Origin of the sequence: Rhodococcus sp. WAY2 (assembly GCF_009859915.1) — a bacterium.
GTDB classification, from domain to species: Bacteria; Actinomycetota; Actinomycetes; order Mycobacteriales; family Mycobacteriaceae; genus Rhodococcus_F; species Rhodococcus_F oxybenzonivorans.
The window spans coordinates 4,954,479-4,971,596 of record NZ_CP046572.1 but is presented as its reverse complement, the minus strand read 5'-3'; the positions used below and the strand labels follow the sequence as shown (position 1 = coordinate 4,971,596).

15 protein-coding genes are annotated in these 17,118 nt (G+C 58.0%); 4 read left to right on the top strand and 11 right to left on the bottom strand.

Translation table 11 applies throughout. The annotated features are described in order from the left end of the window. Positions 1–52: 52 nt before the first annotated feature. Genes GFS60_RS22510 through GFS60_RS22500 form a run of 3 tightly spaced genes read left to right on the top strand, consistent with a single transcriptional unit; the run spans position 53 to position 2,712 of the window. A complete protein-coding gene (locus GFS60_RS22510; protein WP_159924732.1) occupies positions 53–1,918 on the top strand; it encodes a DUF4012 domain-containing protein in 1,866 nt (621 codons plus the stop codon). Between the two features lie 42 nt (positions 1,919–1,960). Further along, positions 1,961–2,308: a fluoride efflux transporter FluC gene (locus GFS60_RS22505; RefSeq protein ID WP_159924730.1), complete on the top strand. Its 348-nt coding sequence runs from the start codon at positions 1,961–1,963 to the stop codon at positions 2,306–2,308. After that, entirely contained in the window at positions 2,305–2,712 is a 408-nt protein-coding gene (locus GFS60_RS22500; RefSeq protein WP_159924728.1) for a hypothetical protein, read from the top strand. Before GFS60_RS22505 ends, GFS60_RS22500 begins: the two co-directional genes overlap by 4 nt. Before the next feature lie 10 nt (positions 2,713–2,722). Here GFS60_RS22500 and GFS60_RS22495 read toward each other — a convergent pair whose 3' ends face one another. From GFS60_RS22495 to rfbB, 4 genes are all read right to left on the bottom strand, one after another. Continuing rightward, entirely contained in the window at positions 2,723–3,280 is a 558-nt protein-coding gene (locus GFS60_RS22495) for a YdcF family protein (RefSeq protein ID WP_159924726.1), read from the bottom strand. An 84-nt stretch (positions 3,281–3,364) separates the two neighbouring features. Beyond that, positions 3,365–4,243, bottom strand: a complete 879-nt coding sequence (gene rfbA, locus GFS60_RS22490) for a glucose-1-phosphate thymidylyltransferase RfbA (protein WP_159924724.1) — start codon at positions 4,241–4,243, stop codon at positions 3,365–3,367. A 49-nt stretch (positions 4,244–4,292) separates the two neighbouring features. Continuing rightward, positions 4,293–4,913 (bottom strand): dTDP-4-dehydrorhamnose 3,5-epimerase family protein, encoded by a 621-nt coding sequence (locus GFS60_RS22485; protein ID WP_442972169.1) that lies wholly within the window; start codon positions 4,911–4,913, stop codon positions 4,293–4,295. Next, positions 4,910–5,905: a dTDP-glucose 4,6-dehydratase gene (gene rfbB, locus GFS60_RS22480; protein ID WP_159924722.1), complete on the bottom strand. Its 996-nt coding sequence runs from the start codon at positions 5,903–5,905 to the stop codon at positions 4,910–4,912. Before rfbB ends, GFS60_RS22485 begins: the two co-directional genes overlap by 4 nt. A gap of 250 nt (positions 5,906–6,155) precedes the next feature. Here rfbB and GFS60_RS22475 point away from each other — a divergent pair, with 250 nt between their 5' ends. Beyond that, positions 6,156–7,292 (top strand): glycosyltransferase, encoded by a 1,137-nt coding sequence (locus tag GFS60_RS22475; RefSeq protein WP_159924720.1) that lies wholly within the window; start codon positions 6,156–6,158, stop codon positions 7,290–7,292. A 317-nt stretch (positions 7,293–7,609) separates the two neighbouring features. Here the strand turns inward: GFS60_RS22475 and GFS60_RS40385 are convergent, their stop codons facing one another. The 7 genes from GFS60_RS40385 to GFS60_RS22440 form a co-directional block, all read right to left on the bottom strand. Continuing rightward, the gene (locus GFS60_RS40385; protein WP_442972205.1) at positions 7,610–7,873 is read right to left on the bottom strand and encodes a DapH/DapD/GlmU-related protein; all 264 of its coding nucleotides are present in this window, start codon (positions 7,871–7,873) and stop codon (positions 7,610–7,612) included. A gap of 468 nt (positions 7,874–8,341) precedes the next feature. Continuing rightward, positions 8,342–9,571: an oligosaccharide flippase family protein gene (locus GFS60_RS22465; RefSeq protein WP_268962622.1), complete on the bottom strand. Its 1,230-nt coding sequence runs from the start codon at positions 9,569–9,571 to the stop codon at positions 8,342–8,344. Between the two features lie 53 nt (positions 9,572–9,624). Then, on the bottom strand, positions 9,625–10,770 hold the full coding sequence (locus GFS60_RS22460; RefSeq protein WP_236603251.1) for a Coenzyme F420 hydrogenase/dehydrogenase, beta subunit C-terminal domain: 1,146 nt from the start codon (positions 10,768–10,770) through the stop codon (positions 9,625–9,627). Positions 10,771–10,984: 214 nt separating this feature from the next. Continuing rightward, the gene (locus GFS60_RS22455) at positions 10,985–11,515 is read right to left on the bottom strand and encodes an acyltransferase (RefSeq protein ID WP_201453424.1); all 531 of its coding nucleotides are present in this window, start codon (positions 11,513–11,515) and stop codon (positions 10,985–10,987) included. 14 nt (positions 11,516–11,529) lie between these two features. Beyond that, positions 11,530–12,621, bottom strand: coding sequence for a polysaccharide pyruvyl transferase family protein (locus GFS60_RS22450; protein WP_268962621.1), 1,092 nt, complete (start codon positions 12,619–12,621; stop codon positions 11,530–11,532). 1,309 nt (positions 12,622–13,930) lie between these two features. After that, positions 13,931–14,839: a glycosyltransferase gene (locus tag GFS60_RS40380; RefSeq protein WP_159924710.1), complete on the bottom strand. Its 909-nt coding sequence runs from the start codon at positions 14,837–14,839 to the stop codon at positions 13,931–13,933. A 71-nt stretch (positions 14,840–14,910) separates the two neighbouring features. Then, a complete protein-coding gene (locus GFS60_RS22440) occupies positions 14,911–16,431 on the bottom strand; it encodes a sugar transferase (RefSeq protein WP_159924708.1) in 1,521 nt (506 codons plus the stop codon). Between the last annotated feature and the right edge of the window lie 687 nt (positions 16,432–17,118).

The window sequence follows — 17,118 nt, the reverse complement described above, 5'->3', positions numbered from 1 at the left end:
TATCGCACTTCACGCTACGCTCAGCCCACCGACTAGACAGGAGCCGATCTGCATGGATGACAACGTCACGGGCACATCGGGAGACGAGATTCCTGACCCCCAGGACGCGACTCGCCCAGCAGACGCCCCCAGGCGTGTACGTAAGCGCACCACGGTGCGCAGCAAGGCCTACAAACGACGGCGCCGAATTATCGCTGGCGGCTCAATTGCGGCGCTGGTCGTGGTGGCTTTCGGGGCCTGGCTCGGCTACACCGCCCGCGAGGCACAGGCAAACCTGACCGAGGCTCGGCAGCACGCGCAGCTCGCGAAAGACGCCCTACTGGACGGTAATCCAGTTGACGCAGAGCGTTCATCGGCAGATGCGGACAAATACGCGTCCCGTGCCTTCGACAACACCCACTCGATTCCGTGGAGCATCGCGGCGGCCGTACCGTGGCTGGGAAGCCCCTTCGAAACGTCGCAGCAAATCTCGGCCGTCGTAAAAGGTCTCACGTCAGAGGTGCTCACACCGGCGGTAGCCGCAGGAACCTCATTGGCCCCGAATGAGTTGATCGCCGCCGGCGGGAAGGTAAACCTGCAGCCACTCCGGGATGCCGCCCCCGTACTAGGCGAGACAGCCGCTGCCGCTGAGCAATTGGACATCGAGGCACAGAATATCTCCGAGCCTACGTACCTCGACGCTGTTATCGATGCCAGAACCCAACTTCAGGTACAAACCGAAGAATTAGCGAAACTTCTTGGTAACACCGCAATTGCCGCCGAAATCGCACCGGGCATGCTCGGTGCCGACGGCCCCCGCAGCTATTTCATGGCATTCCAGACCAACGCTGAGGCTCGCGGTACCGGCGGCCTGCTGGGTGGATACGGCGTCGTTCGCGCGAACGACGGGGTGGCCCGGGTAGACAGCCTGGGCCGCAACTCCGATCTGCCCATGAATAGTCAACCGCTCGATCTCGGTCCGGAGTTCGCCGCCCAGTACGGCCGTAGCCGCCCCACCACGGATTCGCGCAACAGCAATCTCAGCTCGCACTTCCCGTACGCCGCGCAGATCTGGAAGTCGCTGTGGGCGCAGGATTCGGGTGAGCAGGTAGACGGTGCCATCGCCACCGACCCGGTAGCCCTGAGCTATGTTCTCGGCGCCATCGGACCTGTCACCATGCCGGACGGCGAGGTGATCAACGCCGACAACGTCGTCGAACTCACCGAATCCACCTCCTATGTGCGCTTCGCGAACGACAACAACGCGCGTAAGCAGTATCTGCAGACCGTCGCTGCCCGTGTGATCGACAAGATGACCGGGAAGATCACATCACCGCAGAAGTTGCTCGACGCACTGGGCCGCGGTGTGAGTGAGCGACGCATCGCTGTGTGGAGTGCGCACGCGGACGAGCAGGCTGTTCTGGCGGACACCCCGCTCGGGCACACTGTTCCCGAAGACCCTGCCCCTTTCGCCGGCGTGGTGATCAACAACCAGGCGGGCGGCAAGCTCGACTACTACCTGACGCGCGAGATCGACTACACGGCGGAGAGCTGTGAGGGCGATACGCGACGGTCCACGGTGACGGTGCGATTGACAAACACCGTGCCTTCTGCGGAATTTCCCGACTATGTGGCGGGCACCTTCATCAACACCCTCAACGTGCCCAAGGGCACGAATGTGTCTGCGTTGTCGCTTCTCGCCACCCAGGGCGCGCAGCTCCGGAATGTGACCATCGACGGGAAGCCGACGATGTTCCTCACCGGTAAGGAGCTGGGGCATCCGGTGTTCGACACGCTCGTCCCGATCCGTTTGGGCGCCACGACCGAGGTGAAGTACGAGCTGACGGAACCGACCGTGCCCGGTGAGGCGCGCGTGCCTGTCCAGCCGTTGGTGGATGATCCGACGGTGACCGTCAACGTTCCCGTCTGCGGAGGTTGAGCGATCGATACGAAGCTGCGGCCCGCCACGCTGCTCGCCGTCATGGTGGGTGGTGCGGTGGGCGCCGCTGCGCGTTATCAGTTGTGGCGCTGGTGGCCTGATGATATCGACGAGTTTCCGTTCACCACCTTCGCGATCAACGTGATGGGTTGCTTCGCTTTCGGACTGTTGTTCGGTGTCGTTCCGGCCAGCGCGCACGGCCCCATTGCACTTATTCGACCCTTCCTGCTTTTCGGTGTCATGAGCGGCTTCACCACATTCAGCTTCTTCGCTGTGCAAGGCGTGACGCTCACGTCTCCCCGTGTGGGCGTGGTGTATCTCCTGGTCACGCCCTTGGCCGCGCTGGCTGCGGCAATGGTGGGTGCGCGCGTAGGGCGGTTGTCCCGGTGAACGTTTCGACTTCGGCTCACTTCGGATGGTGGGTAGCGGTGGGTGGCGCCTTGGGAGCGGTGCTGTATTACCTCGCCATTACCGTGGGCGGCCCGGCCGTAGGAGCACGTCGTCGCACCGTGGCACTAGCCATGTGCGTTTGCGCTGTCTTGGGCATCGTCGTTGCTTCCGGGCGTCAGGGTGACGGTTACGCCTTGGTGGGCGTTGGTCTTCTTGGTTCCGTCGTACCCTTCACCGCTGTGGTCACGTCAGTGGTGGACCGGGCTCCGCACCAGCCGTGGCGTCGCAAGGCGACACTGGCGGCGTGGACAGTTCTGGCGGGTGTATCGATGGCGATTCTGGGTTACATTTTGGCGGACGTCAGCAGCATTGCATTCGAGAAGGTCCCAGGACGCCTTCGCTAGAACCACTCGGTCAGCATTCACCCTGAAGAACTGCCTTCGCAAAGCCGAACGTCTGGTAGAGATAGGTATATTCCCATTCGGCCAGGCTAAAGTCGTACCGGCGCGGCACGTCCCGCACCAGAAGTCGCCCGTCGAAGCACTGGGAGAAGATGTATCGGGCCCGGGGTAGGTGGTAGCGCCAGCTGATCACCAGCACGCTCCTCCACCCATTCTGGACCGCCAGGTCGCGAGTCAGAATCGCCTCGCCGCGGGTGGTACTCGGTTCCGGTGGCAGGCAGGTCACGGTGAACTGTGGATCCGTGGTAGCACAGAAGGCGGCCATTTGCTTATCGCCGGTCCAGTAAGCGTTGGACAGAACGACATTCTCGGATACGCCTTGCCGAGCGAGACTCATGGCGTACTGCTCACGCCCGTCGTGCTCACCGCCCAGTACGATGATGGCGTCAACGGATTCGACGCCGTCGACGCGCGCTTCGGTGTACACGAAGTAGCCGATTACTCCGACCCCCGCGACCGCAAGGACGAGGGCACACACCAGGCTTACCGCAAATCCTCTCCACCGTCGCACGGCTACAGCCTAGGCCCTGATCTTTCAGCTCGCCGTGCGGACGAAAGTGCCGGGATGCAACGGGAGTCGCTCCTCCCGGACGCTTCAAGGTGTGGCGCGTCCACGGTCCAAGAGCTGTAGAAGATACGAACCATAGCCGGACTTGAGCAGCGCCTCTGCCCGTTGACCCAACTCGTCATCGGAGATGAACCCTTGCCGCCACGCGACTTCCTCGGGTACGCCTATTTTCAGTCCTTGCCGTTGCTCGATGGTGCGCACGTAATTCGACGCCTCGAGCAACGAGTCGAAGGTCCCGGTGTCCAACCAGGCTGTCCCGCGGGGGAGAACTTCGACGTTGAGACGCCCCTGCTCGAGGTAGGCGCGGTTCACATCCGTGATCTCGTACTCCCCTCGGTCCGACGGCCGAAGGTTCTTCGCGATGTCGACAACGTCGTTGTCATAGAAGTAGAGCCCTGGCACCGCGTAATTCGATTTGGGTGTTGCCGGCTTCTCTTCGAGCGACAGCGCAAAGCCACGATCATCAAACTGGACCACTCCATACGCGGAGGGATCGGCCACCCAGTAGGCAAAGATCGAGCCACCGTCCAACTGGTCGAACCGGTCGAGCTGTTGTCCGAGCCCATACCCATAGAAGATGTTGTCTCCGAGGACCAGCGCCGCCGGACCATCGCCGATATGCTGCTCACCCAGCACAAAGGCCTGCGCAAGTCCGTTGGGGTCTTTTTGAATGGTGTAGCTGAGATTGACACCGAACTGGGAGCCGTCGCCCAAGAGCCGCTGGAACTGTTCGGCGTCGTGTGGGGTGGTGATGATGAGGATGTCGCGGATGCCGGCCAGCATCAGTGTGCTAAGCGGGTAGTAGATCATCGGCTTGTCGTATACGGGCACCAATTGCTTGCTGACGCCGATGGTGATCGGGTGAAGGCGAGTACCTGATCCGCCTGCAAGGATGATGCCTCTCATTCGGGACTCATTTGGACCACCGGAGGCACCCCCCGAGTTGCCCAGTTCGTTAGGCGAGACCACTGACCCACTCCTTCACCTCGTCGTAGCGGGGCAGCATGCCGGCTTCCACAGCCTCGTGCAGAGACGGGGCAGCAGCATCCTTGTCGGATAGCGTGAATTTCATAGGCGCACCGGCCCGTGTCGTCGTAGGCCACTCGATACCGACCTCCGGATCCAGCGGGTGGATACCGTGCTCCGCGCCCGGCGTGTACCCCGTGGAGCACAGGTAGACCACGGTCGAGTTGTCCTCGAGCGAAAGAAATGCATGGCCTAGTCCCTCGGACAAGTAGATCGCGCGCCGGTCGACATCATCGAGCAGCACCGAGTCCCACGTGCCGAAGGTCGGTGATCCGATTCGTATGTCGACGACAACGTCGAGTACGGCGCCTCGCACACAGGTCACGTACTTCGCCTGCCCGGGCGGCACGTCCGCGAAGTGAATTCCTCTCAGGACCCCGGCGGCCGACACCGAACAGTTTGCCTGGGCCAGGTTGAGGGAATGCCCGACACTGTCCTCGAAGATCGAACCTTTGAACCACTCGAGGAAAGCACCTCTGTCGTCCCCGAACTGCTCGGGAGTGATCTCCCACGAGCCCGGTACCTGCAACTGTCGAGTCTTCACCTTCATGCCCCCTGTGCCGCGTAGCGAACCTCGACATCGTGCTTTTCTGTTTCCCACCATGTGGGGTTGTTTCGGTACCAATCGATAGTGGCCTGCAGGCCCTGCCGAAAGTCGGTGTACCGCGGTTCCCAACCCAACTCGGTGCGCAACGTAGATGAGTCGATGGCATACCTCAGGTCATGCCCGGCTCTGTCGGTGACGTGATCGAAGTCATCGGGGTCTCTGCCCATCAACTCCAGAATCATCCGAACAACTGACAGGTTGTCGAGTTCGCCGTCCGCACCGATGAGGTAGGTGCGGCCGATCTCCCCTGCCTCGAGGATGCGCCAGACTCCCGAATTGTGGTCGTCAACGTGGATCCAGTCGCGCACGTTCTTACCGGCACCGTAGAGCTTGGGCCGCACACCGTTCAGGATGTTGGTGATTTGCCGCGGGATGAACTTTTCCACATGCTGGTATGGCCCGTAGTTGTTCGAACAGTTCGACAATGTCGCCCGCACACCGAAAGATCGCACCCATGCCCGGACGAGCAGGTCCGACGCGGCCTTTGTGGACGAATAGGGACTGGATGGGTTGTACGGGGTGTGCTCCGTGAACTTGGCTGGATCGTCCAACGCGAGGTCGCCGTACACCTCGTCTGTCGAAATGTGGTGGTAGCGAACGTCGTGCTTCCGCACCGCTTGAAGCAGTGAGTAGGTGCCGCTCACGTTCGTCTGCAGAAATGGCCATGGATCCGCGAGCGAGTTGTCGTTGTGCGACTCGGCCGCGAAGTGGACAACTGCGTCCGACTCCGCAACCAGCGCGTCGACCAAGCCGACATCGGCGATATCGCCTTCGACAAAGTTGATCGATTCACGTACCGCGGAGAGCGACGAGAGGGAACCTGCGTAGGTGAGCGCATCCAGCACGGTGACCTTGACGTCCGGGCGATCTCGCACAGTCGCGTTAACAAAATTCGATCCGATGAAGCCGGCGCCGCCGGTGACGACAATCCGCATAGAGTCCCCTCGAAGTTCGAATGCGATACACGCCAGCTAAGCTCAGCGCTGCGATGCTGCCGAGACGAATCCACGGGCTGGAAGCGAGTTTACGCCATGAACTTGATGGACGCGCGCCCACGGGTGGGTTCAGTCGGGCGTAGGTGGAATCGCCGTAATAGGATGCTGTGCGTCCCGCCAACCGCTTTGCGACACCGGAAGTCCGCGGATGACCGCGCACGGATTACGAACCGACCAAAGGACAACCTTCGTGGGCAAATCAGTTGCGATAATCGGAACTCGTGGCTACCCCAGCTTTTATGGCGGATTTGAGACGCTGGTGCGACAATTGGCTCCCTATTTGGCAGACCAGGGGTGGGACGTGACCGTCTACGGCCGAGATGGTTCGACGAAAAAAGACACGCCAGATCTTGATCCCCGGGTACACGCAATCGTCACCAAGGGCGTGGAAAGTAAATCGCTCAGCACTCTTTCATATGGTCTGACGTCATCAGTGCACGCGGCTCGACATCGCCCCGACGTGGCACTGGTCATGAATGTTGCGAATGGGTACTGGCTTCCCCTCCTCAGGGCAAGAGGCATTCCCACGGTCGTGAACGTAGACGGGATCGAGTGGGAACGCGCTAAGTGGGGTAAGAAAGCGAAGGCGGTGTTTCGCGGCGGAGCGAGGCTGACCGCCAAGTTCGGTGACAATCTGGTGTACGACTCCCAAGAAATCGCTCGGAGATGGGCGGCAGGGTTCAAGCGCGATGGCATATTCATCCCGTACGGCGGCACCGACCCGGGTCCTCTTGAACCTGTCCCCGAGTTAGCAGGGCGCCCATATGCGCTCATGGTTGCGCGGTTTGTGCCTGAAAATACGGTCGTCGAGTTCTTCGACGCCGCCGAACACCTCAGCGAGCGATGGGACATAGCCATCGTGGGCTCATCCGGATACGGCGGTGACCTTGACGATCGGGTCGCCAATCTCGCCGCGAGGAATGAACGGATCCACTGGTTCGGACATGTAAGCGATGACCAGCGTCTGTTTTCGCTTTGGCAACATTCAGGCGCATACTTTCATGGACATAGTGTTGGTGGCACGAATCCGGCACTAGTCCAAGCTATGGCCTGCGGTGCGCCTATTGTCGCACGCGATACTGTCTTCAACCGCGAGGTTCTTGCAGGCTCGGCGATATTCGCACAACCGCACTCAGCAGATATCGCCGAAAAGATCGACCAGCTGCTGGCTAATCGCTCGCTACAGCAGGAACTAAGTACCGCCGCTAGGCACCGCGGTGAGACTCACTATTCATGGCGTAACGTCTGCAGCACTTACGAAACTACGCTTCTCGACGTGACCGGAACCAAGTCTTCGGTGCCACGCAGCAATGCTAATCGCGAGTGAAGAGAACTCCGTGCCATTGGTCTGCCCCGGTGCATCGCCGCATTTCCGCGTGGCCGGACGGCGTGATGTGAGCAGACGCCGTGCCTTGGGAACATCTAATCAACAACCTCGATGAGGGCACAACATCGAAACGCGTAGTCAACTACCGACCTAAAAACAAACGTTGGTCGCAAGTCGACAAAACATCCGATGCCTTTCTCGTGTAACTCCTGACACTAGGACTAATTCCCAACGATCCGGTACTCGGCTTGCCATGTTCGAAGTAATTTTGAGACTCTCAATGCTGTCAGTAGAATAACAACCCGCACGAACTCGGATTACGCGCCGCCGCGAGTAACGGACAACTTTTTGATCAATCTAGCGGGTACGCCGGCGTAAATCGCGTCGGACTCAATATTGCCACGCACAACGGCACCGGCAGCGATCATTACACCGTTTCCAATTCTCGCTCCAGGAAGGATGGTGGCGCGTGCTCCGATCCAAACCCCATCACCGATAATTATCTCCTCCGCGTAAGGTTGCCCCGCCCGACGCTGACTCCCATCCAATTCATGACTGCTCGTCACAAATAAGACCCCCATACCGATATCACAGTTCGAACCGATCACAACCCTCGCAGTGGTATTGAACATACAGTTATAGTTCACGAAGGTGCCGTCGCCAATTGAAATTCGAGCACTCCCAAACCAAACACTCGGCGAGATTGAACACCTCCCGACGTTCATGCCATACGCACGCATGGCGTACGGGCGAAGGGGCTTTGGGAAGAAACTTGATGAGACTAGAGAATTTAGAACAAGATCCCGCCAGAGCCCTGGCCATAAAATCCTTAGAATCGACATTATGCGTTTACGCAATCCCATACGGCGTAAACCTCGCTTTCTTCAGGTGAAGTCTAACTCCGGTAGACAAAATTACCATCGATCGCATAAAAGACCAGCAAGTGAGTGAAGGTTTCCGAGCTACCAAGCGCCTGCCGCAAGAACCCCTCAGACTGCGCTTGATATCGCCTTCTACGAATTCGAATCAACGTTATTGGTTTCTAGCGCTTAACGCAGAGTGGAGATTACGCTCCGAACGTCGCCGACTTTAGGAATGAGCGCGCTTAATCGCACTCTTAGGGCACATATAACGACAGTCAGCAGCACGACGTAGCCCAAAGCTGATGCCATTGATGCTCCGACGGCACCAAAGCGAGGGGCTAACGCATAAAGCGCGATTAGCCCGGTGACGAGGGACATCAACTGAGCAGCAGTCATAAGTGACCCCTTTCCCTGAGCAGCTAGCACCATGGAGCCCACATAAGCAGTTGTCATAGCGACGGAACCAAACTGACTCACCAAAACGGCGGGAATAGAGGCACTGAAGTCCTGGCCGAACACAAGCGGAACCAAAAATGGTACGACGGCGCATAGGGCCAATGAGAATGCTGCGGATGCAACGAAGCCAGCACGTAGTGCGAAACTGGACACAGAGTTCAACAGATCGTCACTCGCGCGCGCAGTAGAGTTGAAGAAGTGTGCCCCTAGAGCGTGCCCAATGCTCAGTGGGATAGCGCTGATCGTCACCGCGACAGAGTATAAACCAGCACCATATGCACCGATCAGCGGAAGAATCAGGAGCTGGTCAAATCGGTTGGATGCGGCTTCAGCAATTGCACTTCCCGAATAACGCACACCACCCCGCAGCACCGACCGTCGATTCCGCCGGCTGCCTCGTAATGAGGCTCGGCAAAGCCATAAACCGAGAAAAAACGTGGCCACCGTTCCTGCGAGGTTGGCAGAGAGCACGAAAGCAACTGAGATTCTATTCACGACCATGGCTGCGAAGATGAGAATTACATATACTAATGGCTGACACAGTTGCATTGCGGCCACACCACGATAGCTTTCTCGCGCGATCAACACACTTTGGTCGCATAGCCAACTCACCGTCAGCGGCGCCGCCAGCACTCCTACGGCAGCAACAAGAAGTACAGACTGAGGCATTGAAGCGAATATGAAGTAGCATAGCAATGCCGAGATGAAACCAGCCGGAATAAAAAGCACTAAACATATGTCGCGAGCGGCACGAATGATCGGACCATCATTGCCCTTGACCGACGCCCTTCTTATTTCGAGCGGTACGCCGAGAGAAATAATGATAGGCACTAGCGCGAAGGCCGCCAAAGCTGTAGCTGTTTCACCCCGCCCCCCAGGCCCAATTGCGCGTGCGATAATCGGAGCGCTCAGCAAGGTCAGGACAGTGGCTCCAACCCTACTTATCGCTATGAGTGACACCGAATTAGAACCATAGATAGTCCTAAGCTTATTAACTCCGGCAGAAGCGGGACTCACGATCGTCGCTTCCAACGGCGGAGGCTAATCGACCTTTTTGCAGTACCCGCCATTGCTCGCAGGTTCTGCTGCGGCCGCCCCATTGCAAGGCGAGTTAGACCGAAACCCCGGTAGACCGGCACCCGTTTTCCGCTCACCAAGCGCCCCAGTAAACGGCCCACTAGGGTTACCTTTCGTTCCACCTGCAGAGGTTGAATCTTAGCAACCGAATCCAGATCTATTCCAGCAATTACCACCACACCCTGCGATGCCGCCGCTGTTAGCAGTTCGTGTCCTCGTAATGTTCGCGCGAGAATCACGGAATTACCGTCCGCGTTATCAAATTTGGGGTACCCGCTCGCATCCGCGTACCAATAGTCACCGACTGCTATATCACTGTCGCCACCAGTTCCATCTACGCAAAGCTTGCACCTCCATTGAATATCCCTGCCAATGTGATGGCCCCAGGATTCGTCGTACGACATTTTGAAGGCATCCCCCGATGCGGTCGTGACCGTGAAGTCTCCCGGCCATCCGTTCCCGCGATACCTAACGGCACTGACACCTTCCGGGTCCTCAGCCATCAGTGCCACCAACTTCTCCGTACCGTTCTGACTCGGAGTCCCTGCACAGAAAAACGAGAGCAAGAGTGGGGATTCAGATCTCTCCAAACCCAACTCCGAGCTGAGACGGGCGGCCGCGGAAACCTCGCAGGGTTTTCCAACTAGGACGGAAGACTCTGAATACGGGTCGTAAGCCACCATATTCGATACTGGAGCGTAGCGAGAACCTGAGGCGATAGTGAAGTCATCGCTCGCAGTTAGCACAACTGGGCGAGTAAGCTTCGGATCTTTCGAATCTGCCGCACTCGCAGTCACACTCGCGCGCCGTCCACTTGTAACCAACCAGGAGCTTAAGGCGGTCAGCACACCACCACTGCTGCCCGAGTAGCGAGTTTCCTCGTCAGACGCCCAACCCTGCCAAGCAGAGACGTAACTTCCAAAAATAGGGTGATACTCACGCCCATCCCGACGCGGCGCAACGATTCGAACTCCCGGGCATACAGCCTTGAAGAACTCAGCCTCACGGCGACTCGATTGGACGGTGGCCTTTACATCGTTCGCCACAACGGGCCTTCGGTAGCCGTCATCACCGAGCGTCATCGTGATACGGCTTGACACAAGCGCGCAACCACCGCATCCCGTACAGTTGTCATTCCGCACAACGCGATCGACCGACCGCTGCAAGCCATCCCGCACGTTAGTCCTCCCATACAGCGATTTGTGTGCGTACCGAAGCGATCGAGGCCGCGGGATCGAAAGAACTGCACTCATGCTCATGTTCGACGCCACTACTGCGGGGCCACGTGCCGGAATATTACTGAAATGGCATATGATAACCAAGTTCGTACGCTAGATCGCTCTTCCGACCACCGATAGGTCGGGCAGGAACGCCACCGACCATCACGAATGGTTCCACATCGCGCGTTACAACCGCACCTGCGGCAACAACTGCTCCTTCGCCGACACGAACACCAGGCAAGATTGTCGACCTCGTTGCGATGTATGCGCGATCGCCTACGACGACCTCACCGCCCTTCGTCCCGAAATCAGGCGCATTCGGGTCATGCTCGAGAGTGTAAATTTGCACATGCCCACCAATATTGACGTTCGACCCGATTTTGATGCCTCTTCGTCCGTCTAGAAAACAGTCGTTGCCTACGATAGAATTCGACCCAATTTCAACTCCTTCAGGCGCAAAGAACACTGTCCGCCAATGTACGGATGCGCCCTCGGCAATCTTCACCCCAAATATGTAGCGATACATCAAGAGCCGAAATCTATGATTCGGAATTCGTCCGGTGATGAAAGCGACATACAGGCGGAATCCCCTCACAATATCGGCCATCCGCCTAAGTATCGTCATTTCACACCCTCAACGCTCAGATGACTCTCTATCCGATTGAACCGATTGCGGGCTTTCTCCCTAATTAGATCGACCTCGCTTCTTCCTGCAATGAGCTCGTCGAGAACTACCAGCGTGTTGTCTACGATTGTCGGGTCAAGGGACCGAAGATCGTGGAGGTGTGGCCAACCGAGATCGCTCAACAGTGGTTCGAACTTCCTTGAGTATGCCCATGCAACTGCTGGAACGCCGGTCGACAGGGCGTTCAACGCCGCGTGCATTCGAGAGGCAACCACAACCTTCGCCCCAGCCAAGACACTTCTCGCAGTATTGAGGCAGTCGGGCTTAATTACCTCGACGTCGCCCTTCAACTCCGCGCGCAGGCCCTCGACAGCGTGAAGATCGTTATCAGCAGACGGAGAATCAATGACGTGAGCAAGAAGCGCCAAACCGCGGCCTTGCGACTGCACGGCATCCGCGAAGCGATAGGTCGATTCCCTATAGAATTTCCAATCCACGTGAGGATTCTTATTCCACAGGAGGCCGGACACGTTCAGCACCACATCGAGACTCGGTCCCATTTCGGGCTGGTCAAGCAGAAATACGACATCAGACCCTAGGGCAATTTTACCTTCATAGATGCTCAATGCGCGTTCTGCGCTAGTCGAATCCCGCGCAATGACCGCCGATGCGCCTCGTACGGATTCACGCGCCAGTATGCGCGAAATCCAGTGCTGAAATGGACCTACCGTTTGCGGTCCCATTATGAATGGGACACCTACGTTGGAAATCAGCTTGCGCAACGCGCTCATCTCGGCTAAGCGCCGGATGCCGTAAAGATCTGCGAAGCTATCGCCCGCTCCGGTATCGATCACCAAATCGAACTGTGCTATCCAACGGCGAAGTTCGGGATTAGCGCCAACGAGCGCCGATCCGATCGTTCGCGCGCCCAGCCTGAGGCGACGGTCCTCCTCGTGTCCGTAACTCCGGAACACAATCTCAGCACCGGGTGCAATTACGTTAGCTAGGCAGCGGGTCCCCTCCGCGAGTGCTTGGACCCCTAAGTTCGAGCTATATTGGTCAGCCCAAAGAATCAAGACTTTTTGCACGCTATCTTTCGACAGTTTCCTCACCTCCCATCAAGCATAAAATCTGATCAGACGAGCCTATGTGAACCGGGGCCCGGAGAGCGCCTGCGGCATACCCAACTGTTCTTCTCTTTCCCACTCAAGTCTTCATTACCCCCCGGCACCGAAGGAAGTTTGCGAGGCGGAAAAGTGCAACCACTGTGGTCCACCCAAGTAGAGTCGCGATAAGTACTGGTCACGTGCGATGGAGCGTTTTCGGTCCCGAAGCCGGCGCCTTATACGGATAGAGGTGGCTTTTGCGTGTAAAATTCTCATCTAATTCTATCCCCACCCACGGCCACATCCATTAATTTCGACCAACCGGCGTCCGAAGTGTTCCGAGCTCTCTCCGCAAGGCGCTCAAGCTCGCCGGAAGTAGTGTGCTGAACGCGTAGGGCAGCTGCGGGCCAATCTCCGTCGGTGTCTACAATACCTGGCCAATCATTTCCATATAGACCTTCAATATGCTCGTGGCGGGGAGCGACAATCGGTACACCAGCTTCTAAACACCTTACGGCTACCCCACTCTGAAAGAAGTGGGAATATGGAATGACGACGCAGTTTGCTGTACATACAAGTCTATCGAATTCGTCCTCCGGAACGAATACCCCAGACACTTCCCAACCGGGCACGGCTGGCCACTTACTCCCATGAATCTCCAGCTTGAATCGTCGCATCGAAGATGAATCGGCTATCTGGTTCAGGGGGTTCAAAGTGCGCGCGGCCTTAAACTGCCCCATGACACGGATTGCGGTTAGTTCCGATCGGTTGGCACTCGATGTGACCGATTTGGCGCTGGCAATTGGATGGCCTGCGACAATACTATCCACCCCGGTCTGTTCTCGAAGCGCATGCCCCGCTAGTTCAGTGTGGCAGACAGGTACGATATTGAAACGAGCAACAATACTGTGGAACAGTTTCTTTGCGAGCCATGAATGCCCGATCTGGCGTCGCAGCGGAAGTGGATCATGCACGAGACATATGACTGTGTTACGTCGCGCTGCTAAAATCCATGAAAGAACATCGAAGTAGCCGAAGAGTGGCCAGGCTACAAGTATCGTAGCCGCTCTGTATCTCCGCCCCATGACGGAGCGGCCAGCCAAGATGCGCATGGCCGACAGAATTTTGTGCGCCACGCTTTGATTGCCGTCACCGGGCTCAAGATATAGCTCAATCCGGCGTTCCGTTTGGGCTCTGCCGATTGTTTCGACGAGCTCAGTCTGATATCGGCAGAGTGTTGAGGGAAGCGGGTTGACCACAACAATGGCTTGAGCCTCATCACGCACTTGGCCTACACCTCCCTTAGCGAGGCTAGATCCAAGTTGAGTTCTCCAGTCAAGCCATCGATCAACCCTCGCACCCTCGCCTCGATAACCTTGATTCTCCAACGTGGGATATCCCGGATGAAGATTTTCGCTAGTGCCGCGGCGGCTGCCAGAGATGCAGGAACCCATTTGCCGCGCTTTCGCCAAAATAAAATCTGATTCCTTATTTGAAAGTATATCGGCGTCGTAGCGGTCTCTTGCGAGGCGCGCGCTGTATCTACGCATCCAATCGTTCCTTGCGTCCGCAATCGAGCAGACACATCGACGTCCTCCCAATAAAGGAAGTAGTCCTCATCGAATCCGCGAATATCGCGGAACTTCGCGGTATCGACCAAGAGGCACGCGCCATCAATCCATTGCACTTCCGGTTGCGATCGATCATCTAGAATATGTTTGACGCCACCCCACCGTGTAAAGACGCCCCCCTTCGACCAGACCTTACCGGTCGTCCCGCGCGTCAGTACGGGCCCGACGAGCGTGTGTTTTCCGGCGGACATACCCCGGGTAAGGTTCCTCAGGCAATTGGGATCAAGGACTACCTCGTGGGTGAGAAAGAGCGTTAACGGCGTTGAATCACCGATTGCCTTAGCACCGGCGTTCATACCCCCGGCGTAACCCCGATTTTCGTCGAGCTCTAGAACCGTTAAGTCGCGCCTTCTTGAGGCGACTGTCGCAAGTACACCATCTTTGGACGCATTGTCAACTACAATGACGTTCGATGGAGGGTGAGTCTGATTCATTAGCGCATCGATTGTGTCGGCTACCGAAGAACCTAGTTTGTAGTACAGGACAACCGCTGAGTAACTGTGACTGGAATTGCTACCCCGGTCGGCAGCAATACGACTCGGCACTACTTCCGCACTAGTATCAGACATTCGATTCGCTCCAACCTGCGCCCGAGCCTTCTGTAACTGCATGGCGACGAGCCGTGCTCTGACTACCACCTTCAGTAGGCACCATCACCCGCCACCACCGCCTTCAGCGTCTTGCCGATGATCAACACGTCCCCGGTCATCGACCAGTTCTCGACATACGAAAGGTCCAGTCTCACGGTCTCTTCCCAAGACAGGTCCGACCGACCACTCACCTGCCACAGTCCAGTGATGCCGGGTTTGACCAGTAGCCGGCGCCGAACAGTCCCGTCGTACGCCTCCACCTCTCGGCGGAGAGGTGGACGGGGGCCGACCACACTCATCTCACGGCGGAGAACGTTGATGAACTGCGGCAGTTCATCAATGCTGAACTTCCGCATGATCCGGCCAACCTTAGTGACCCTCGGATCCTCGCGCATCTTGAAGAGAACGCCGGCGCCTTCGTTCGACTTCATCAGTGAAGCGACCTGTTTGTCGGCGTCCACTACCATGCTTCGGAACTTGAACATCGGGAACGGCCTCCCGTCCAACCCCATTCGCTCGGACTTGTAGAACACGGGGCCCTTGCTCGTCAGTTTGATCGCGACCGCGACAGCGAGCATCAGCGGGCTGATAGCGATCAGCGCCAGGCTTGCGAAGGCGAGGTCGAATCCGATTTTCATGAACTTCTGGGCACCGTGGTACTGAGGCTTCTCCACATGTATCAGGGGAAGGCCGGCCACCGGCCGCATCGACAGACGCGGACCGGCAACATCCATCATCCCGGGGGCTACCACCAAATCGACATGGTGAGGCTCCAGCGCCCAGGCCAGCGCGCGCATCCCATCATGACCAAGATGTTCGGTGGCCGTTACTGCCACGGTGTCTGCACCGCAGAACTTCAGGGCGCTCAATACGTGCCGTTCGTCGCCGAGTATCGGGATTTCGCGCCCACCGACCACAATGCTTTGCCCACACTCGACGCCACGGCCGGGTGTGCAGACACCGACAACGCGGTATCCGTCGGCGGTGCCGCGCGAAAAGGACTCCGCGAGGCTTCGAACCGCTCGCTCGCCGCCCACCACCAGCACGGAGGTTTGAAATTCACCCTGCGCACGCTTGCGCGCGATGACACGACGCCAGCACCACCGGCTGATGACAAGGCCCGCCAATCCGACTGGAAAGGCGATGCCGAGGTACAGACGCGCCAAGTCAACTCTGAAGAGGAGGGATACGATCGCGATCAAACCGAAGAGACGAATCGTCGAGGAGAAGATTCGTCGGTATTCTTCCGGGCCACTCCCGATTACACGAATCGTGCGGGTTCGGAAGATTACCAAGGTGACGAGCCACATGATGATCAGTGCCGCGGAGATGAACGAGTAGCTGAGATCCGGGATCGAGCTCGATGACGCCAGAACCTCACGGTCTCCGAACCGAACCCACTGCGCGATCGCGACGGCCGCGATCACGATCAGGGTGTCCGAAATTCTCAGTCGTCGAATGTAGGCTTCCTGCCAGTCCCTGCGACTGCCGCCCCTTCCGGCCCCTGGCGCAGTCGCCGAACCCTCCACACCCACCGCGGGGCTGAGGGGCACATTGAATGCCGTAACCATCACACACCTTCCACCTGAAGCCGTTACGCGCGTCGGCAGCCCGTATGACTTGTGATGTGTGACGGAAAACGAGAAACCGTCCCCCCGGATTGCTGCCGTCTAAATGATCGCACCCATGGGGCGTCCGTTACCTATCGAGCGCGGACTGCACCCACATCGGCCCGGCAATGCAATACGGGCAGAAACGTGCTGGTCAACTCGGTTTGGTTATCGCGAGCCGCGCCAGAATCGCGCTGCATCGCTGTGGATTGTGAGGCGAATCACAAGCGGTAAGGGAACTTTCGCGCCCGCTGCGTCCCGCCTACTCGCGAGTAAGGGTCTAAATACCCTTGACTCCAGACATATTGGGGGATTCCTGGACCATCGTCCAAGAACGCGGAAGAGATACCCGCCGATGGAGCGCGGCACATGTAGCCGGGATCGAGCTTAGTCCGCCCTTCCTTTGTACACGCGGACAATGGAACACAGCAGCGATTGCGGGCGACGAACGGGATGCGGCTGCCAATCCGGCGTCTATGTTTGTGTTTTCGCGTCTCAGATAGTTCACCGCCGCGTTAAACGTTCGAAACCGTATCCCCCTTCACGTTCTGCGACCGTGAACAGGTTCTTATCTTGTTTGCGATCGACGAGGAGCCGCAGCCGCAGACTGGACCGAGCGGACTGGCGCGCTGGACCGTGCGGACTGGC